Genomic DNA, 19,988 nt, shown 5'->3' with positions numbered 1-19,988 from the left:
CACGCCGCGCATGCGGAGCCCTCGTCGCGTTACGCAGGCGAGCACCCTGCGGCAGGCGGCGCGCCCGTTGCAGCGGGGACGTCGGTGACGGTGCCCCGGCCGGCCTCCGCTTCGGCGCTCCCGCCGCACGGCGAGGGCGCGGCCGGTGACCGGGCCATCCAGCAGGCGCTGGAGGCCGCCTGGCCCGCCGACCTTCCCCACACCGACGAGCGGCAATTGGGCACGGCCGGCCGTGCCCTGTTGCGGGCGGACGCCACAGGGATCGGCCGAGCCCGGTGGCCCGGTTACTTCGGCCGTTCCGGGCACGCGGTGGCTCCGGCCTTCGCCGCCGCCCGCTTCCGTATCCAGGCGGCGATCGCGCGCCGCGACGGCGGCCCGGATCGGGCGGTGGTGCACCTGGTGTGGGCGGGATGCGACCGCGGCGGCACCTACACCGACGGCCGCATCACCGACCTGCACTTCACCCGCACCACGCCCATGGACACGACAGAGAAGGGAGGCGGCCTCGCGTGGACGTGGCAGCCCCACATGTAACCGTTCAGGCCGGACAGACAGCAGCCGGTCAGGCGCTCGGCCTGCTCACCGATCTGGTCAGCGCCGCTGACTGGCTCTACGAGCATTGGTACCTGCTCGCCCTGGTCGTCGCCGCGGCCTGGGGTGCGAGCGAGCTGGTCGTACGCCGGCTGGCGGCAAAAGCTTCGGCGCAGCGGATGGCGCTGGAACTCGTCTCCACCCGGCATTTCGACCCGAGTCTGGAGGAGATTTTCCGGCGCGGGGTGCAGCTGGCGCGGGCCTCGACGAGCATGCCCTGGTGGGCGCCTCGCCGGTCGAAAACGGTGCAGATCCGGCTGCGTGCGGACGGCTCGAGCCCGCTGCGCTACCGCATCGAGGGCCCTGCGGGCGGTGAACGGCTGCTGTCGATAACGCCGTTCGGGCCGGACGTCACGGTCAACCGGGCCAGGCCGATCGCCGACAAGCCGCGTGGGCATGTGGTGCGGGCCGAGTTCATCCTCCGGGGCAGGCCCACCTCCCCGCTGCGGGACGTCCCCCTCACGCCCGATCCGCTGCAGCCGCTCGTCGACGCCGTGGCCGACCTGCGCGCCGAGCTCGGTGACCTCGCCGAGCTCCGGCTCGACATACAGCGTGCCCCGAAATGGGCGCTGCGGGCGCGTCGTCTGCAGCTGATGAGCAACGCGCGCCGGTCCGAGCGCCGGGAGGCTCAGCGGGCCGCGCGCTGGCTGCGGCAGGATGCGGCCGGCATCGAGGACTCCGTGGGCTGGCAGTTGCAGCAGCTCCTGAGTGACAGGCCCGGTCCGGGTTCCGGACGCAGGCTGGTGATGCCGCCGGTGCCGCGCCGGGTGGAGCCGGCCGAGGCGCTGGGCAAGCTCGCCGAGGACGACCACCTGGTCAGGGTCCAGCTGCTGGTGATGTGCGCGTCCAACACCGAAGGCCGGGCTCAGGCCCGGCTGGCCCAGCTCCAGGCCGCTCTGGACGTTTTCGGGGGCCGCTCGAGGTGGGCGATGCGCGGCTGGCGTCTGGGGCCGTGGCGGATCGGTGCCGATCACTGGCCGACCCGGCGCGGCTTCGAACGCCGCTGGGAGTTGGGGCACTGCCAGCCGCCCCGCGCGAACTGGGTGCGGCTGGAGGAACTCACCGGCCTACTCAAGCCCCCCACGCGGAACTGTCGTCTGCCGGTGCTCGCCGGTGACCTGCCGACCTTCGAATTCGGCAACCCGGACCTGCTGCTGCAGGGCATCTACCGGGCCCCTGACGGCAGGCAGCGTCTGGTCGCCACCTACGCCAAGGAGACGCTGTTCGAGGTCGGGGTGGGCAAGGCCGGCGGCGGCAAGACCGAGAGAGCCTTGGCGCAGGCGATCGGGTGGGCACACGCGGGCGGCGGACTCGTCTTCGTCGACCCGCACCGTGACTCCTGGCCGCGGGCCACCACGTTCCTCGCCCACGACCACTTGATGCCGCGGATCGCCCTGTTCGACCTCAACGGTCTCGGTCCCAACCCGCGGGTGAGTTCGTGGAATCCACTGGGCATGCACCACGGGCAGGCGGCGCACGAGGTCGTCGAGGCGATCGCCGACGCCTACGCCTCCGCACTGGCCTGGGACGACGCAACCGCCCCGCGCGCCCTCACCATCCTCACCGCAGCACTGACCGTCCTGGTCGCCGTCAACGAGCTGGCATGCCAGGCCCGTCGGCCCCGGGACCAGGCTACCATCTTCCACGTGAGGGCCCTGCTCACCGACGCCGCCTTCCGCAGAGCGGCACTCGCCGCGGTGGCAGGCCGACTGGATCAGGAGACCCGCGCGTGGTGGCAGGCGGTGTTCCCCTCCCTGCCGGCCGACGCGTTCGCTGTCGTCCTCAACCCGATCGCCCGCCTCGCCGCCAACCCCGTCACCCGCGCCTTCCTCGGCCAGCCCGTCGGGGCCTACAACATCCGCGCCGCGATGGACTCACGGATGATCGTGTGGGTGTGCCCGGGCGGCAACGGACCCACCGACCGCCTCCTGACCGCACTCCTCGCCCGCGACCTGCTGCGCGCCGCACGCTCACGCCGTGACACGCCCGAGGACAGGAGGATCCCGTTCCGTCCGTACTTCGACGAGCTGATCACCCTGACCGGCGCGGCCCCCGAGACCATCGCCTCCATGTTCGAGGACCTGCGCAAGTACAAGTGCCACGTCCACGGCATGACACAACTGCTGGCCCGCCTGCCCCAGGCGGTGCGGCTGTCCCTGGTACAGAACGCCTCCACCCTGGCCACCACCGCAGGATCACGGTCGGCGATCGCACCCATCACGGCCGAGTGGGGCGATGACCCCAGCCCCGACCGGGTCGCCACCATGCAACGGTTCGAGCACTACGTCTCCATGAGCGTGCACGGCCGACGCATCGGACCCATCCAGCTGCGCGGACCCCACCTCGACGACGTCTTCACCGACCAGGCCCGTGCACGGGACATCCCCGCGTTGGAGCAGGCCGCCTGCGCGAACGCCGGAGCGCTCCCCCTGCACCAGCTCACCGACCGCGCAGCCCGCCAACTCGCCCGCGTCACCGCATTCCTCACCGAGCACTCCCCCGCCGTCACCACAGCTGTCCGCCTTTCGAAGGAAAACGAATGGACCTGACCACCGCCCAGCCCAAGGACCGTACGGCAGCGGGCGTCACGCCCAGCCCCACCGAGCCCCTCAAGCATCAACTGCTAGCCACGCTCGCCCAGCACCGCATGCTCTCCACCCACCAGTTGCACGTTCTGCCGCGACCCGGCCGCTCCCGCCAGTCGGTCTCGCAACAGCGCAGCAGCCGGGTGCCGGTGGGATGGCACATCCCCGCCCTCCCGTCCCGCGACAGCGAGCCGGAGGAGTGCACCTGGTGCAGCTGCTCGCGGGCGGGCACGGGAATTTCGGCAAGGAGGTGATCTTCATGTGGCCTTTGACGGGAGGGGCTTGAAAGGTGATCTGAGATCTCACTGTCGCGGACCGGAAATGACACAAAACGACAGAGGCAGCCTGGCAGCGTTCAATCACCGACGAGATGAGCAAGTGCACACGACTACAAGTCGACACCCAGTTCCGGAAGTGACCGGATACATCCCCAGTTGGGCGAGTGAACTTGAAAACGAAGCTGGGAAGTTGACTGGCATATGCGTAACCTGACGACTACGCCATGCGCATCAGTGCAGCTTGACCAGGTTCCACAGGCGTATGCCGGGCGGGCGCCCGCTGCCCGCACCAGGCGCGCCGCACGGGGAGGCAACGTGAACCGCCGCACACACCGGATTCCTCATCCTGCCCTTCGCGTTCGAAATGTCGTAGCAGCGTCTCTCTCGCTGAGCGTGCTCGCCCTGTCCGCGTGCAGTTCCTCCAGCGGTGACAGCAAGCCTGCCGCGAAGACGTCGGGCCCCGCCTCGTCGCCGGCAGCGTCGACCTCGGCGAGCCCGGACGCAGCCGAGAAGGAAGCCGTTCTGACGACCTACACCAACATGTGGGCTGCGCAGATGAAGGCGTACCAGAAGGCGGACGCCGCGGGCACCGATCTGACGAAGTACGCGTCGCTCGATGCGCTGGCCAAGTTCCGTCTCGACCTGGCCCATATGAAGCAGTCCGGGACCGTCGGCGGGGGCGAGGTCGGCCACTCCCCCACGGTGTCCTCGATCGACCTCACCGCCAAGCTTCCCAAAGCCTCCGTGACCGACTGCATCGACCTGACCAACTGGAAGGCGAAGCAGGTCAAGACCGGACAGGTCATTCCGCTGCCGGCCAATCAGCCCAAGCGCTACATCGCCACCGCCAAGGCGGAGCGATGGAGCGGCCGGTGGATGATCGTCGACTACACCCCGGATGGGGGGCGGACATGCTGAAACACGTCGCTGCCGCCGGAAGCGCTGCCTTCCTGATCACCGGGTTCGTACCCGCAGTTGCACATGCTGCCGACGGGCCGTCGGCCAACCCGCAGTGCGGCAACTCCCAGATCCTTGTCACGGTGTGCGCGAGCGACACCAACAGCACGCCGGGCTCGTCCGGCAGCCCCGACGACTCCAAGCAGGGTTCCAGTACCGCAAGCTCAAGCAGCAACACCCCGGATGACTGCACCTACACCAAGCTCGTCCCGCAGCCGCCGCCGGACAACCTGGCCATGCAGCAGGGCAAGCGTCAAGGCGGCAAGGGAGCGGCCTACCAGGTCATCTGCCCGTCGACGGGCCGCTTCGGCGTGGTGTGGATCCCTGATGGGCAGAACCAGCCGGCCGCGCCCCAGATCGACCCCGAGGTCCTCGCCCGGCGCGCAGTGGACTCGATGAAGCTGGTCGGCCCGAAGGTGGCCAACCCCAAGGCCGGCGGCAGGTACGTGGTGGGTATGCCTATGTGGATGTGGGTGGACCAGACGCCGACCACATACGGGCCCAACAGCGCCACCGCGGCCGCGGGCGGGGTGAGTGTCACGGCAACCGCGGAGGTCTCCTCGATCAGCTGGAAGATGGGCGACGGCACCGCGGCCGTGGTGTGCAACGGGCCCGGCACCAAGTACACGCCGTCCATGGGCAAGGCCCAGTCCCCGGACTGCGGCCACCTCTACGACAAGGCCTCCAGCGACGAAACGGGTGGGAAGTTCCGCGGTACCGCAACGGCCACCTGGACCGTCAACTGGCAGGTGACCGGGGGGCCCGCAGACGCCGGGCAGTTCACCGAAGTACGCCAGACCCAGTTCGCGGTCGACGTACGCGAGGTGCAGGTCCTCAACTGAAGTCGCGCAACGCGCACGCTCGAACCTCGAAAGGTCCCTGACCGTCATGGAATCCCCAGCGTCGGCTGTACCACGCCCGACCAGCCCGGACCGCTCCGAACTGCCGATCACCACGACGGCGCCCGTCAAGCGGGAACGCCGCTGGTCGGTGGCGGCTTTGTCCATCGTGCTCGCGGTGCTCTGTGCCTTGGGTGCGGTTTGGGCCGTCAACTCCGCCAGCAGCCGTACGAAGGTGCTGGCTGTTGCCCGCGATGTCCCGGCCGGCCAGGTGCTCACGGCATCGGACGTCACGGTTGCCGAGGTCTCCGCCGATGCGGCGCTCTCCCCGATGCCGGCGTCCGAGAAGGCGTCGGTGCTGGGCAGGCGGACCGCGGTCGACCTGCGTCAGGGCGGGCTGCTGCTCGCCTCGCAGCTGGCCGCCGGAACCGGCCTGGGCGACGATCAGCAGCAGGTCGGTGTCCTGGTCAAGCGGGGCCAGGCCCCGGCCGGCACCCTGGCCTCCGGTGACAAGGTCCTCGCCGTCACCGTCCCCGCCCCGGGCACCACGACGGACGTGAAGAACGACACCGCCGATTCGCCGATCGAGGCCGTGGTGGTGTCCGTGTCCCGCCCGGACGCCTCCGGTGCGGTCGTCGTCAACCTCGCCGCCGGCGCGAGCGACGGCCCGGTACTGGCCAGCCGCGCCTCCCAGGGCCGCATCGCCCTGGTGCGGGAACCCCGGAGCAAGTAGCCATGCCGGTCACCGCCCTTGTCTCCGTGAAATCATCCGGCGTCACCGCCTCCTCGCTGGCCCTGACCCTGGCCTCCAAGCGGCCCTCGCTGCTCGCCGAGTGCGACCCGGCCGGCGGCACCATCCGGGCCGGCCTGCTGGCCGGGCAGGCCGACGCCAGCTACGGCCTCTACCACCTGGCCCGCGCCGAACGCACCGGGCTCGAGGCCCTCGCCAACGCTTTCGCCTCGCACCTGTGGCCGCTCGATCCGGGCGGCCACCGCAAGCTGCTGCCCGGCCTCACCGACCCGGCCCAGGCCGCCGCCATGGCCCGCACCTGGGATGCCCTGGCCGACGTGCTGCACATCATGGCCGAACAGGCGGGCTACGACGTCTTCGTCGACGGCGGCCGTCTCGCCCTGGAAGCGGGCCGTCTGCATCCCACCCTCACCCCGGCCGCCTTGCTGTACCGGGCCGACATGGTCCTCCTCGTAGTGCGCGGCACCGAACAGTCCCTGACCCTGGCCCGCCACGTCCTGCCGACGCTGCGCGCCGAACTGCAGGAGCACGGCTCAGGTGCCGACGCGCTGGCCCTGCTCCTGATCGAGGACGGCGACTTCCGCGCCCATCGGGTCGCCGAGGTCCTCGGGGCACCGGTGCTCGCCGCGCTGCCCCACGACCCGGACCCCGCCCACTATCTGACCGCGGGCGGCCGCCAGCCGCGCGGTTACGGGCGCAGTCCTCTGCTGCTGCATGCCCGTACTGCGACCGAGCAGATCGGGGCCGCGGCGGCGCGCCGCCGGATCCACCAGCACTACCCGCGTCCTGCGGCCAGTGACCAGGTGGCCGGGATCCTGCAGCGACTAAATCTGCAGCATCCGCAGCCGGGGGTGAACGATGGCTGACACGCACCAGCGGCCCGGCGCAGGCGGGCACCAGCCGGCCATGGGGCGCGACGACATCGCCGGCCTGCTCGCCGGTCACCTCACCCAGCGCCGATCCCCCCAGGCACCCCCGGTACCGGCGACGCCGGTTCCCGCACCGGTTCCGGCCGCGCGGACCAGTCCGGCCGCGGTGCCGCGGCTGGCTGACCTGCCCGGCGAGCTGCCGGTGCCATGGGAGGTCATCGAGTCTCTGCAGGCCGATGTCTCCAAAGAACTGAGCACACGCGATCCTCAGCGGCTCATGGAGGAGGCGGACCGCCGTGCCCTGGCCCGCTCCCTGGCCACCGCCGCCGCCGCGGACTGGAGCGCCAAGCACGCCGCCGAGGCCACGGTGCCGCTCACCGAGGCCCAGGAACAGGCCGTTGCCAGCGCTGTGTTCAACGCCATGTACCGCGGCGGCCGTCTGCAGACCCTGCTCGACGAGGACGGTGTCGAGGACGTCATGGTCGACGGGGTGCGCGCCGCTGTCGAGTACTTCGACCGGCCGCGCCGCGTCATCGACCGGGTCGCGGACTCGCACGAGGAGCTCATCGCCTGGGTCAACCGGATGGCACGCCTGTCCGGGCACGGCGAGCGGTCTTTGACCCAGGCCACGCCGATGGTGGGCTTCCGGCTGCCCGACGGCTCACGTGTGACGGCGTCCTTGCTCACCAGCCGTCCCTCGGTCGTCATCCGTAAGCACCGACTGCGGGACACAGGCATGGGACAGCTGCAGGCGTGGGGCACCCTCAACCCGATTCTGGACTACTTCCTGCGGGCCTGTATCCAGGCCCGGATGAACGTGCTCGTGGTCGGCGACATGGGCTCGGGCAAGACGTCCATGCTGCGGGCGATGGGCCGGGAAATCCCTGCCGACGAACGGCTCGTCACCCTGGAATCGGACCGCGAGCTCTTCCTCGACGAACCCATGGCCGCCGGGAAACCCGGCCCGGTGACCTTTGCGTTCGAGGCGCGGCAGTCCAACGGCGAGGTCCTCGGCGACCGTATGGCCGGCGAGATCACCATCTCCGACATGTTCCCCGTCGCTCTGCGCTACAACGCCACCCGCGTCGTCGTCGGTGAGGTCCGCTCCACCGAGATTCTGCCCATGCTGCAGGCGATGTCGGCCGGCGGCTCCGGCTCGATGTGCACCATGCACGTGCGCCGTCCGCACGCCATCATCAGCCGTCTGGTGCAGCTGTGCACCGAGGCCGGGATGGCGACTGAGGCGGCCCACCACCTCATCGCCGCCTCGATCGATGTCGTCGTCTACATCGCCTACGACCGCAGCGACCTCAAGTACGGCGGCCACAAGCACCGTTACGTCAGCCACGTCCTGGAGGTCCACGACGTGGTCGGTGAAGGAGGCCGGCCGACCGTCACCGAAATCTTCGGTCCGCACCCGCCAGCGGAGCCGCGTGCGGTGTTCAAGAACATGCCGTCCTTCATCGGCGAGCTGGAGGACATGTCCCGCTTCGACGATCTTGAGGGCAGTCCCTCCTTCCAGCGCCGCTGGCTGACCGACAGGCCGCTCGGCGCGTGGGGCGGGCCCCTTCAGCGAAAGGGCCCCTCATCATGACGCCACACGCCCCTGTCCCTCGGGCACACACCGGGGAGGCACCTTGACCATTTCCGAACTCTCTCTGTTCGCGGCCCTGTTCGCCGTCCTTGCCGCTGTCGCCCTCGTCGGCGTGGTGCGTGAGATCCGCGGCCGAACGCCGGACCCGCTCAAACCGCGACGCCAGGTCGCTGCCCGTATCCAGCGCGCACGGGCCGAACTGCCGGAGAAGTGGCAGGCCCGCTGGCGCTACCTGGTCACCGTAGCCGGTGTCGTCACACTCGGGGTGTGGGCGTACACGGGCTGGCCCGTGCACGGGCTGCTCGCCGGAGCCGCGGTCCTCGGACTGCCGTTCGTCCTCAACCCGGGCGTCTCCGCGCAGGCGCGCATCGAACGTCTCGAGGCGCTCGCCCAGTGGCTCAACGGGCTCGCCGGTGTGCACACCGCCGGGATCGGGCTGCCGGCCACGATCCGTGCCTCGGCGAAGAACGCCCCCGCGCCGATCGCGGCGAACGTCCGCGCCCTGTCCGAGCGGCTGCGGACCGGTATGGAGGCACACGACGCCTACGACCTGTTCGCCTACGAAATGGCCGACGGAGTCTTCGACCACGTGGTACTGCTCTTCCAGTCACATGCCGTCTACAAGGGCCGGGGCCTGGCCGACGCGCTCGAAGCCCTCGCGGTCACCATCCACGAGCAGGCCGCTGACGCCCGCGACGTGGAGGCCGACCGGGCAAAAGTCCGCAAAAGCGCGCGCATGGTGTCCATCGTCGTCCTCGTCGTCGTCCTCGGCTGCATGCTGAACCAGGGCTGGTCGGGCTGGTACGAGACCCCGGCCGGACAGGTCGTCCTCGCCCTCCTGGGCTCCGGTTTCGCCTGGACGCTGGTGCTGCTGCGCCGCATCGCCCGCACCGCACCCGACCCGCGCCTGATCGAGATCGACAAGCACCAGACACGGGAGATCGTTCTCGGCTACGCCTTCGGCGCCGGCGACACCCGTCCGCAGGCCTGGGCCTCGGCGGCCGCCGCACCCGCCCGGAGGGAGGAAGCACGATGATCCCACTGACCGTCATCGCACCCGCAGCAGCAGCCGGCCTCCTGCTCGGAGTCGGCATCCGTGCCGCCTGGCCCGCGAAACCTGATCTCACCAGCGCCCTGGACCGCCTCGACGCGAGCAAGGCGCCCACTCTCTTGCCCACCGAGGCCCCCTCCCGGACCGGATCGCTGCCCGAGCGGGTCGGCAACCGGCTCCCGGCCGACGTCGGTGACCGCATCGCCTTGCCGATGCGTGACCTGAACCTGCTGCGCATCAGCCCAGCCGAACACCTCGGCAAGCGGGTCCTGTTCGCCCTCTACGGGCTGATCATTCCACTACTGCTGCAGGGCATGCTCGCCCTCGGCGGTGCGCCGTTTCCCTACGTCGTCCCGGCGGGCCTCTCCCTTGGTCTGGCGGCGCTGTTCTGGCTGTGGCCGGGCCGCGAGGTCGCCAAGGAGGCCGCCCAGACCCGCCTCGTCGTCCGCCACGCGGCCGCGTCCTATCTTGAGCGCGTGGCGCTGGCCCGGGTCGCCAACTCCGGTGCCGCCCAAGCCCTGACCGAGACCGCCCGGGTCGGCGAGAACTTCATCTTCGAGCGGATGCGGCAGGTCTTCCACCAGGCCGAACTCGCCGGCGTCACCCCGTGGGACGCCCTTCGGCAGCTCGGCGAGGAACTCGACATCCCCGAACTCACACGGCCCGCAGACACCCTCGCCCTGGCCGGAGACGGCGCCCCCGTCTACACCACCTTGCAGGCCCAAGCCCGGCAACTGCGCATCGCCCTGCGGACCGACCAGAAGGCCAAAGCCAACGAGGCCTCCACCGCCATGATCCTGCCGGTGACTTTCGGGGTCATCCTCATGATCACCTTCGTGATGATCCCCCTGACCATCACCATCCTCGGCAGCTGACCCAAAAGGAAGACACGATGGACCTCACCTACCTCACGACCCTGCTGCGGGCCCGCTGGGAGCAGCTGAAGACCGCCGGCGACACCGGCCAGTCCACCACCGAGCTGGCCGTCATGGCAGCCGTCCTGATCGTGGTGGCCGGACTCGTGGTCGCCGCCATCAAGACAAAGGTGATGGAGAAGATCGGCATCATCAACGGAGGCTGAGTACCGGATCCACGACCAGGGAGGGGAGTAACGGTGAAGGCGCACAAGCGCAACGGCCGCTGGCGGGCGCTGGGCGCCCGGCTGCGCGAGGATCGCGGGTACGGCAGCGTGGAGGTCGCCGTCCTGGCTGTGGTGGTGCTGATGCTGGTCTTCACCATCATCCAGGTCGGGTTGTACTACCACGCCCGCAAGGTCGCGCAGTCCGCAGCGCGGCAAGGCGTCGATACCGGGCGCCAGTTCGGCTCCAGCCCGGGCGACGGCGTCGCCCAGGCGCAGGGCTTCCTCGCAAAGTTCGGAGGCAGCGTGCGCGGCGCGTCCGTCTCCTCCGCCGGCAGCACTGCCGAGGAACTCCACATCACCGTCACCGGACACGTCGCGACCCTCGTTCCCGGACTGGAACTGACGGTCACCCAGGACGCCCAAGGCCCCATCGAACGCTGGACGGCGGCGCCATGATCCGCTTCCTTACGTCCGCGCGCCGCGACAAGGGCCGCGACCGGGGCAGCGCCTCACTGGAAGTCGCGGTGATCGCCCCGGCCATCATCGCCCTGCTCGGCCTGATGATCGCCTTCGGCCGTGTCGTCGACGCCTCCGGGTCCGTTGACGCGGCCGCGCACGCCGCGGCCCGGGCCGCCTCCCTCCAGCGGGACGCCGACAGCGCCCAGGCCCAGGCTCGGACAGCTGCCGAGGGTAGCCTCAGCGGCGACGGCGTCACCTGCCAGACCACCGACGTCTCCGTCGACACCTCCGGCTACTCCCTCGACGTCGGCCAGGCGGCCACGGTGACCGCCACGATCTCGTGCACCGCGCGCCTGTCGGACATCGGACTGCCCGGCCTGCCCGGATCCAAGACCCTCACGTCATCATTCACCAGCCCGATTGACACGTACCGAGGGCGCCAGTGATCACCGCCATGCGGAGCCGGCTTGCCCGCTGCCACGCCGAACCGGCCGACCGCGGGTCGATGTCCCTGTTCCTGGCCATGTCCGCACTCGCCATCCTCATGGTCATGGGGCTGCTCGTCGACGGCGGCGGCGCCCTCAACGCGTCCAACCGCGCCACCTCCCTCGCCCAGGAAGCCGCCCGCTCTGCCGGCGAGCAGGTCGACCCCGCCCAGGCGATCCAGGGCACGGCCATCACCATCGATCCCGACGCCGCGCGCGGAGCCGCCCTGGACTATCTCGCTGCCGCGCATGTGCAAGGCGACGTACAAGTCACCGACGGCGGGCAGACCCTGACCGTGACCGTCCACGACAGCTACGCCACGCACTTTGCCGCACTGCTCGGCGTGGGCACGATCCACGTGAGCGGCACGGCGACCGCCCACCTGCAAACTCAAGCCGCTGGAGGGTAACGGGATCCCGGGGCGAAGCCCCGGGCTTTCAGCCGTAGTTGCTGAAAGCCGCCGTTACCAGACCGAGCCATCACCATCAAGGAGGTGACCGACGATGGCTACCTTTCGCGTAGGGGAGAAGACCCACCCACCTGTGCTTCACCAGCAGTTGGCTCTGGAATTCGAGTCAGCAGACACCCCCCGGATCGGGGACGAAACGGGGCTCGAAGACCGCTTCCAGGCGGTGCCCGGCGCGGAAGCTGGTCGAGGTGAGATCCCCGGTGGTTCGTCTGCTGCCGGGGGCGTCACCCCCAACTCTGCGGTTGGGGAGGAGGCACGTGAGTGCCACCCGTTCGTGTTCGTACTCGATAGGCACGGGCATCCATTGCAGCCGTGCACGCCTGCCAGGGCCCGCAAGCTCCTCACGAAGGGACGCGCTGTTGTCCACCGGCACACCCCGTTCGTCATCCGCCTCAAGGACCGCGCCGCATCCGAGTCCGCCGTAGACGGCGTCGAGGTGGGCATCGATCCCGGTAGCAAGCACACCGGCCTCGCAGTGTTCACAGCGGTCGCCGGACAGCGACGCGCCCGGTACGCCCTGCAACTCGGTCACCGGGGCGCCCAGATCCGCAAGAAGCTTCAGCAGCGGGCCGACTACCGCAGGGGGCGGCGGTCCCGGAATCTCCGGTACAGGGCACCGCGTTTCTTCAACCGGCGCCGCCCGGAAGGCTGGCTGGCGCCGTCGCTGCGCCACCGGGTGGAGACCACCGTCTCGTGGGTCGGCCGGATCGCCCGCTGGGCACCGGTCTGTGCCGTCCATGTGGAGCGGGTCGCGTTCGACACCCATGTCATCAGCGCCGGGCGTCCGCTTCAGGGTGCCGAGTACTGCCGCGGTACCCTCCACGGTTACGAGATCCGCGAGTACCTGCTCGCTAAGTGGGGGCGGACGTGCGCCTACTGCGGCTCTAAGGGTGTGCCACTCAACATCGAACACATCCGTCCCCGTTCCCGCGGCGGCTCTGACCGCGTGTCCAACCTGGCCATCGCTTGCATCCGCTGCAACCAGGCGAAGGACAACCAACCGATTGAGGATTTCCTCAAAGGCAAGCCGAAACTGCTGGCCAGGATCCTCGCCCAGGCAAAGGCACCAATGCGGGACGCGGCCGCCGTCCAGTCCACCCGCTGGGCTCTGTGGCGCTCCCTTAGCGCGATGCTGCCCACCTATACCGCGTCGGGTGGCCGCACCAAGTGGAACCGGACCCGCAACAAACTACCCAAGTCCCATACCCTCGACGCCCTGGCCGTGGGCAAGCTCGACACCATCACCGAGACCGTCACCACGGTCCTGGTGGCCGCCTGCACCGGGCGTGGTGTGCATCAGCGCACCAGCCCGGACAAGCATGGCTTCCCCCGCCGAACCAGCCCACGAACCAAACGTGTGCACGGCTTCGCCACTGGCGACCTCGTGACGGCTACGGTGCCAGCCGGCAAGTACGCGGGCACCCACACCGGCCGCGTCATGGTCCGCACCAGCGGACTCTTCGACATCCGCACCCCCCACGGCCTCGCCGCCGCCGTCAAACACACCCATGTGCGGCTCATTCAGCGCAGCGACGGCTACGCCTACACCCGCCATCCAGAAAGTCCGCAGCCCGAAGTGACGCTGCGGCGCTCCGCGCCGCGGGACCAAAGGATCCGCTCCTTCCCAGGGCTGACGCCCTGGGGTTCCGGGAAATGAGAAAGCTGAACGCCATGGCCCCCCGAACCCCGAAACCACTGCGCGCCGCCGGCGCACTGCTGCGTGCCCTGACCGGTCTGATCCTCCTGGTTGCCCTGGTCGGCGGTGTCCCGCTGGCGCTGCTCACGATCGGCCACCAGCCCACCGAGTTGTCCGGCGGCCCTGGCCTGCTGCTCCAGCAGGACGACGGCACCCTGTGGCTGGTCGTGCTCACCCTGATCGGCTGGGCCGCCTGGGCCGCGTTCACTCTCAGTGTCGTCGTCGAGGTCGTCGCCGTCGCCCGCCGCCGCTCCGCACCCCGCATCCGCGGCCTGGGCAGCATGCAGTCCCTGGCCAGCTTCCTGGTCGGCGGCATCGTACTGCTGGCCCCGACCGCCGCATCGGCCGCCACCACCACACCCGCCATCGCCGTCACCCAGACCGTGAACGGCCACACCGCGGGAGCCACCGCCACACCCCGCGCAACGCCCACCACCAAGGCCAGCTACCCCACCCATACCGTCACGTCGGCTACCGAGACCCCGTGGGACCTCGCCGAGACCTACCTCGGCAACGGGCAGCGGTGGAAAGACATCGCCGCTCTCAATCCCGACGTGCCCGGACTGGCCTCTGGTGACCAGTACCTGCCGAAGGCAGCGGTCATCAAGCTGCCTCTCGACGCCCGGACCTCTACTCCCGCCAGCGGCGATGCCGCAGCAGGCGACACCTCTGAGACCACTGCTTCAGCAGGCACGCGCGCACAGCTGAGTGACAGGGCACCAACCGCTGCCGGGACAAGCGCACATGAGGACACCGCGAGGGAGGGCGACTCCCTTTCGCGGATCGCGCAGAAGGAATACGGGGACGGCAACGCGTGGCCGAGGCTTTTCGAGGCCAGCCGCGGCAAGTCCCAACCACACGGCCTGCCCGAGATCACCAACCCGGATGTGATCTACCCGGGGCAGCAGATCACCGTGCCCGGCGCCCCGTCCGAGCGGCACGATCCGGCCCAGGACACAGGCCGCAACGGCGATAGGAACGCCGCCGACTCCGACAGCCGCCCGCACACGCTCCCGGCCACCCCCACTCCTCACCATCAGCAGGACCAAGACCAGGGGCACGGCGAGGGGACAAAGCCGGCACCCGCACCGAGTCAGAGTCAGTCGAGCGCACCCACGTCGGCGGCTCCCAGCGCGCGGCCCGGCCAGCAGCAAGGAGTGCCGCCTGCGGCGTCCCGGCCCCCTGCCAGTGCCTCCCCGACAGCGTCCGCCGCCGCGTCCGCACCCAGCTCCTCCTCCCCTGCTGCTACCGGCTCCCACGCGCCGACAGCGTCGGCGAGCAATCCACTGCAGCTACGCACGGTCCTGGGCGCCGGTGCGCTGCTGGCAGCCGCCATCACCGGGGCACTTGCTGTGCGCAGGCTGCTGCAGCGCCGCCGCCGCACGCCCGGCGAGAGAATCGCGATGGCTCCGGAGATCTCTCCCGCGGAGGCGCAGCTCGCGGCAGCGGCCGAGCTGGCTGGTGCCACCCGCCTGCACCTGGCTGTGCACACCCTCGCGCACCTCGCCGGTCAGGACGGTGCAGAGGTGCCCGTGCTGCGGGCCGCGCGGATCGGTGCCCGCACGGTGGACGTCCTGCCGGAGGACCTCGGCCAGGAGCCCCGGGCGCCGTTCACGGCGGGCGAGGGCGGATGGTGGCGCCTGGCCGCCGACGCCGACCTCCTGGACGAGGACGCGACACGCGAGATGCCGGCCCCGTATCCGGGCCTGGTCACCATCGGCAGCACGGATTCTGGTGAGCTCGTGCTGGTCAACCTCGGGCGTGTGCCTGCCGTGCTGCTGGACGGCGAGGCGTTGCACATCGCGGAGGTGTGCACGTCGCTGGCGCTGGAACTGGGGATGAGCCCGTGGGCGACCGAGATTGAGGTGGTGACCGTGGGGTTCGGCGAGGATCTGCCGCAGTTGCTGCCGACCTGCCGGATCGCGCACATGCGGCAGCCTGCCCATGCGCTGCGGGATCTGTCCGAGCGTCTGCTGGAGGCTCACCAGATGCCCGGCAGCAGCCACCAGCCCTATCTGCTGCTGTGCGCGGCCGAGCTGGACGCCGATACCGCTTGGCAGTTCGCCGACGTGATCGACAGGGCCGGCGGCGTTCCCGTCACGCTCATTGCCCCGGCCGGCTCCGCTGGGGCGCACTTCCCCGAGGCGGAAACCGTCAACGCGTCCCTCAGCACGCCGCAACCCCTCGGCTCCATCGGCTTGGACATCATCGTGCAGCGCCTGGAGCGCGCGGCGTACGAACAGATCGCCACGGCGCTTGCCCTCTCCGGGCAGCCCGCCGAACCTGCCCAGGGCCCGTGGCGGGCCGTTCCCGACGAGCCGGACCTCGCAAGGCAATCCGATCTCGCCGTGGCGGAGGAGTTCGACGGCCTCGGCAGCGGTCCTGGCCGGGACTGCGGCAGCGAGGCCCCCGCGGCGGAACCGGTGTCGGGGAACCTGACCGACAGCGACGTGTTCCCGGCCCTGCTGGCCGCCTCTACCGATCCGGCCGGTCTGCGACTGCTGCCGGCCACGTCGGACGACGGGCAGGACTCACCCCGGCCAGAGCTCGCCGAAGGCCCGGCAGAGAACGAAGAACCGGACGTTCCAGCCTCTGCGATTCCGGAACCGGACAGCGGCGGGGGCACAGCGGACAGCGAAGCGCACGATCTGCATGCGCCGGAGATCCGCGTCCTGGGACCTGTCGAAGTGGAGGGCGTGGCCAGCTCCGGTCACGGCCCGCGCATCGCCCAGCTCGCGACACTGATGTATTTCCGCCCCAACCGCAGCGCCGACGCGCTGTGCTCCGACATGGACCCACTCACCCCCTGGGGAGCAAGCACCCTCAACGCCCGCCTGCGGGGCCTGCGCAGCGCACTCGGCAACGACCCGGCCGGCAACCCGTACGTGCCGCGCCGCCGCACCGGCGAGGACCCCTACCGCCTCTCCCCCGCCGTACGGTGCGACTGGACAAGGTTCCTCCAACTCGCCGAACGCGCGCTGCCCCAGGGCCCTGCCGGCCTGCCGGACCTGGAAAAGGCCCTCGGCCTGGTGCGAGGAAGGCCGTTCGGCTCGCGGCCACTGCCCTGGGCCGAACCGTTCCAGCAGGAGATGATCACGAGGATCATCGATGTCGCGCACACCGTGGCCACCTACCGCACCCCGGCGGGCCCCCACCACAGCCTCAGCGCGGCCCGGCAGGCCATCGCAACCGGCCTCGACGTCGACGACAGCTCCGAACTGCTGTACCGGGCATGGATGAGGGTAGAAAACGCCGCGGGGAACCGCTCCGGACTGCACACCGCCATCGCCCGCATCCAACAGGTCAACAGATCCCTGGAAGCGTCGATGGAAATGGAGACGGAACAGCTGATCAACGAACTCCTCCACGGCCGCGGCCCGGCCATGCCCAAGGCCCTGTAGAAGGCCGGTGCGCAGGATGCGCGGTACGCGCTACCGGCCGGAGGCCACGTCCCGAGCCGCATAGGCAAGGAGTTCGCTGACGGCCGCCTCGCTCGAGGCGGGCGGCCGGGCCTTCCATGCCTTCAGTGTTTGCCGCACGGTCTGCGTCACCGTGCGGGCGTGCTCGGCAAGATCGTCGTCCAGTGCGGCCGCTTCCCCGTCCGACGTGCGGCCCGTGATGACCACGGTTCCGTGCAGTGGGCACTGGGTCATGCGGCGCCAGGCGCTCGCGAGCGCCCATACGGCGAAGGGGACCTGACCCCGCACGCCGTACACGCTCGCCACGCTGGAGGAGTTCAAGCAGGCCACCACCGAGTTCGGTCAGCGCGTGGACCAGGAGGCCCAGCAGTTCGACAGGGGCAGTTCCCGCACCTATAAGAAGACGGCGGGCGGATGGCCGCCGAGGCCCTCACTTGGACCACATTCCACCGCGACGCGCTCCAGTCGCTCGCAGCAAACTCCTACGCCGACTTTCGACGCCGCTCCGAGGAAGCCGAGCGGATGGAAAGCCAGTTCTAGCGCGGCGTGCGAGAAGCAGCGCGCCGCGAAGTGCCGCTGCTGGCCGCAGGAAACATGACCACGAAGCAGGCTGCGAAGAGCCTTGCGGACCGGCTAGCCACCAAGCACGAGCTGACACACGTCATCTACCGCAACGGTGCGCGTGTCCCTTTGCGCGCGTGGGCCGAAACAGCCACGCTCGCGAAGTCGCCCGATACACAATCACCTGGCGACCACTGTGGCGGGTGCCTCCCAACCTGGAGGAGACAGCACGCGCCACAGTGCAAGCCGCAGCGACCGCGACGGCGGCGCGTCTGCGAGCCTCAGACGTGCCCGCCGCCCAGGACGCTGTCAACGCCGCCCTCGGCTGTCTGCCTCGCCATTCCCCGAACTACTGCCTGGTGGACGTCAAGGCGACCCTCGGCCTGCCCAGCGCAGCACAGGAGCTGCTGGCGCAGCGGGCAGCGGACGAGCAACGCGTCCGTCGCCTACGCTTCTTGAAGGAGAACCTCTACGACCACCCGGACCTCGTCGTCCTGGACCAACTCGAACACCACGCTCCCGGCGACCTGGGCGACGAGCACGCGGCCGAACTCCAGCGCCTTGCTCGCCTGATCTGCTCCTGCGACCGGTGGTGGTTCCCGCTGCTGCACAGCAATGGGAGCAGGTCGGCCAAGGGTTCACGAACATCGAGAAGCGGCAGCAAGCCATGGTCGTGCTGTCCGACTCCCTCAAGGCACTGAACGGCGGCAGCCTGCCCAGCAGTATCGAGCCGGTGGACATGCCCGGGCTCGACCGATCGCCTCGCATGGCGGCACGCGACGCGCCCGCAGCACGCGGCTCGGGCCCCAGCCGGATTCGGCCAGGGCCCGAGCGGTTATGGCTGGTTGGCGGTCAGACCTTCACGAGGTCGTAGGTGCCGGTGCCGTCCGGCCTTCCGCTGCTGTACTGGCGCAAGAACTCGCCGTCGGCGTAGCGGTCATGGCCGATCATGTAGCCGGTGTACTTGTTCTGGAGGCCGATCTTCCCGGAGCCGGGGACGTCACGGTAGATGTAGAACCGCTGGAGGTCGTCCTCCGTACAGGGGGCCGTCGTCAGGGCCGCCCCTTCGTCGGCAGCGTTCTGCTCGGCGATGGTCGCGCACCCGCCGTTGCCCCAGTTCCACAGGGACGCCTCGAGGACCCCGTTGTTCTCCGTCACGTTGCAAAGCCGCCAGTTGTCCAGGTGAGCGCTGGTGAAGTTGGATTCGCGCAGACGGATGCCGTCGGTGGCCAGGAGCGGTGCGCTCCAGTTCAGGGGCTTGTCGGGTACGGCGATCTTGTAGGCGTCGGTGCCACAGGTGAGAGCGGCCTGTGCGGTGGACGTGGTGACGCTCTTCGCGTTCTTGGTGGCGTTGGCGGCGCTCCCGGCGGCGTGCCGGGCTGCGGTGGCCTTTGCCGAGGGGACCGGGCCCGCCGCGTGCTTGGCGGTGGCGGTGGCGCTGCCGCAGTCCAGCAGGCCCTGTGCCTTGGCCATGATGCTGTTGGCGGGGACCTTGTCCTCGCAGCGCACCGCGCCTTCTTCGACGGTGGTGTAGGTGGTGTAGCTGCCGGTGTCGGGGCCCTCGACCCACTTCAACGCGTAGCTGCCGTCGCCTTGTTGGACGCGGTTGCAGTTGAGACTGCCGTAGGTGCCGGTGACCTTCTTGGTGCCCTTGTAGAGCCCGTAGTAGCCGGGCTGGAAGAAGTTCCAGGTGATGGAGTTCGACACGCTGCTGGTGGAGGTGTAGTTGACCTGCACATTCAGGCCCAGGCTCGCGCCGACCATGCCGAGAGCGTCGACGGCAAAGCTGCCCTGCACGTTGCCATTGACGCCGACGGAGACCGAGATGGTGGTCTGGGTGTTGGTGGAGATGGTCTGGGAGCCGGTCGTGCCCTCGGTGACGTACCAGCCCTTGAAGTGGGTGATCACCGGGGCGACTTCGGTGCTCTTGATGACCGGGTGCCGCTTGCCGAGATCGGCTGCGGTACAGGTCTGTCCGGGCTCGGCCGTCTGCTGGGCGGCGGCGGGCGCGGCCGGTGCGGCGGCGGCCGGGGTGGCGGCCAGGCCCACGGCCGCCGTCGCGGTGGCTAAGAGCGCCCCGAGCCCTCTGCCAAGGCGGGTTCTTGTGCGGCGCATCGTTGTTTCCCCCCTGCTGTGCGTGGTCTGTGAGGTGAGCGTGAGCGAAAATAGCGCCGCCGGGGGCGGCAGGACGATGCCACAACTGGCCAAATACGATCAAGAACTGTCCCGTTCTCGGTTGGCAGGAACGGGAGTTGCCCGGTTCCATGCCATCGGTGTGCCCGCAAAGGGGCCACCGAAGGAA

Annotated in this window: 19 protein-coding genes; 17 read left to right on the top strand and 2 right to left on the bottom strand. The window is 69.9% G+C overall.

Annotated features, from left to right (window positions below; translation table 11 throughout):
• Nucleotides 1-84: 84 nt before the first annotated feature.
• From BIV25_RS49800 to BIV25_RS37245, 16 genes are all read left to right on the top strand, one after another.
• The gene (locus tag BIV25_RS49800; protein WP_256257060.1) at nt 85-534 is read left to right on the top strand and encodes a hypothetical protein; all 450 of its coding nucleotides are present in this window, start codon (nt 85-87) and stop codon (nt 532-534) included.
• Nucleotides 510-3,140 carry an ATP/GTP-binding protein gene (locus BIV25_RS37315; protein WP_071376974.1) on the top strand — a complete coding sequence of 877 codons (2,631 nt, stop codon included), beginning with the start codon at nt 510-512 and terminating at the stop codon, nt 3,138-3,140. The genes BIV25_RS49800 and BIV25_RS37315 overlap by 25 nt, the downstream gene beginning before the upstream one ends.
• Nucleotides 3,131-3,430, top strand: a complete 300-nt coding sequence (locus tag BIV25_RS37310; RefSeq protein WP_071376973.1) for a hypothetical protein — start codon at nt 3,131-3,133, stop codon at nt 3,428-3,430. The genes BIV25_RS37315 and BIV25_RS37310 overlap by 10 nt, the downstream gene beginning before the upstream one ends.
• Nucleotides 3,431-3,769: 339 nt before the next feature.
• Entirely contained in the window at nt 3,770-4,372 is a 603-nt protein-coding gene (locus BIV25_RS37305; protein WP_143076766.1) for a hypothetical protein, read from the top strand.
• Nucleotides 4,366-5,253: an ATP/GTP-binding protein gene (locus BIV25_RS51600; RefSeq protein WP_107486553.1), complete on the top strand. Its 888-nt coding sequence runs from the start codon at nt 4,366-4,368 to the stop codon at nt 5,251-5,253. Before BIV25_RS37305 ends, BIV25_RS51600 begins: the two co-directional genes overlap by 7 nt.
• A gap of 46 nt (nt 5,254-5,299) precedes the next feature.
• Complete coding sequence (locus tag BIV25_RS37295; protein ID WP_079177120.1) at nt 5,300-5,983, top strand: SAF domain-containing protein; 684 nt, start codon at nt 5,300-5,302, stop codon at nt 5,981-5,983.
• 26 nt (nt 5,984-6,009) lie between these two features.
• Entirely contained in the window at nt 6,010-6,867 is an 858-nt protein-coding gene (locus BIV25_RS37290; protein WP_371273114.1) for a MinD/ParA family protein, read from the top strand.
• Nucleotides 6,860-8,464 carry a CpaF family protein gene (locus tag BIV25_RS37285; protein ID WP_071376971.1) on the top strand — a complete coding sequence of 535 codons (1,605 nt, stop codon included), beginning with the start codon at nt 6,860-6,862 and terminating at the stop codon, nt 8,462-8,464. The genes BIV25_RS37290 and BIV25_RS37285 overlap by 8 nt, the downstream gene beginning before the upstream one ends.
• A 43-nt stretch (nt 8,465-8,507) precedes the next feature.
• A complete protein-coding gene (locus tag BIV25_RS37280; RefSeq protein ID WP_071376970.1) occupies nt 8,508-9,500 on the top strand; it encodes a type II secretion system F family protein in 993 nt (330 codons plus the stop codon).
• Nucleotides 9,497-10,390, top strand: a complete 894-nt coding sequence (locus tag BIV25_RS37275; protein WP_071376969.1) for a type II secretion system F family protein — start codon at nt 9,497-9,499, stop codon at nt 10,388-10,390. Before BIV25_RS37280 ends, BIV25_RS37275 begins: the two co-directional genes overlap by 4 nt.
• 17 nt (nt 10,391-10,407) lie before the next feature.
• Entirely contained in the window at nt 10,408-10,596 is a 189-nt protein-coding gene (locus BIV25_RS37270; protein WP_071376968.1) for a hypothetical protein, read from the top strand.
• 33 nt (nt 10,597-10,629) lie between these two features.
• Nucleotides 10,630-11,052, top strand: a complete 423-nt coding sequence (locus BIV25_RS37265; protein WP_071376967.1) for a TadE/TadG family type IV pilus assembly protein — start codon at nt 10,630-10,632, stop codon at nt 11,050-11,052.
• The gene (locus tag BIV25_RS37260; RefSeq protein ID WP_071376966.1) at nt 11,049-11,501 is read left to right on the top strand and encodes a TadE/TadG family type IV pilus assembly protein; all 453 of its coding nucleotides are present in this window, start codon (nt 11,049-11,051) and stop codon (nt 11,499-11,501) included. Before BIV25_RS37265 ends, BIV25_RS37260 begins: the two co-directional genes overlap by 4 nt.
• A gap of 8 nt (nt 11,502-11,509) precedes the next feature.
• A complete protein-coding gene (locus BIV25_RS37255; RefSeq protein WP_071376999.1) occupies nt 11,510-11,950 on the top strand; it encodes a pilus assembly protein TadG-related protein in 441 nt (146 codons plus the stop codon).
• 94 nt (nt 11,951-12,044) lie between these two features.
• The gene (gene iscB / locus BIV25_RS37250; RefSeq protein ID WP_218158503.1) at nt 12,045-13,667 is read left to right on the top strand and encodes an RNA-guided endonuclease IscB; all 1,623 of its coding nucleotides are present in this window, start codon (nt 12,045-12,047) and stop codon (nt 13,665-13,667) included.
• Between the two features lie 14 nt (nt 13,668-13,681).
• Complete coding sequence (locus BIV25_RS37245) at nt 13,682-17,107, top strand: LysM peptidoglycan-binding domain-containing protein (protein WP_107486552.1); 3,426 nt, start codon at nt 13,682-13,684, stop codon at nt 17,105-17,107.
• Nucleotides 17,108-17,137: 30 nt separating this feature from the next.
• Here the strand turns inward: BIV25_RS37245 and BIV25_RS37240 are convergent, their stop codons facing one another.
• A complete protein-coding gene (locus BIV25_RS37240; protein ID WP_143076763.1) occupies nt 17,138-17,446 on the bottom strand; it encodes an amidohydrolase in 309 nt (102 codons plus the stop codon).
• Between the two features lie 527 nt (nt 17,447-17,973).
• Here BIV25_RS37240 and BIV25_RS48225 point away from each other — a divergent pair.
• Nucleotides 17,974-18,387 carry a hypothetical protein gene (locus BIV25_RS48225; RefSeq protein ID WP_256257055.1) on the top strand — a complete coding sequence of 138 codons (414 nt, stop codon included), beginning with the start codon at nt 17,974-17,976 and terminating at the stop codon, nt 18,385-18,387.
• Between the two features lie 151 nt (nt 18,388-18,538).
• Here BIV25_RS48225 and BIV25_RS37235 read toward each other — a convergent pair whose 3' ends face one another.
• Entirely contained in the window at nt 18,539-19,801 is a 1,263-nt protein-coding gene (locus BIV25_RS37235; RefSeq protein WP_079177118.1) for a hypothetical protein, read from the bottom strand.
• Between the last annotated feature and the right edge of the window lie 187 nt (nt 19,802-19,988).

It is taken from the genome of Streptomyces sp. MUSC 14, assembly GCF_001866675.1.
In the GTDB taxonomy this organism is placed as follows: Bacteria; Actinomycetota; Actinomycetes; order Streptomycetales; family Streptomycetaceae; genus Streptomyces.
Note: the sequence above shows the minus strand (reverse complement) of the source record. Positions and strands in the feature narration are given on the sequence as shown.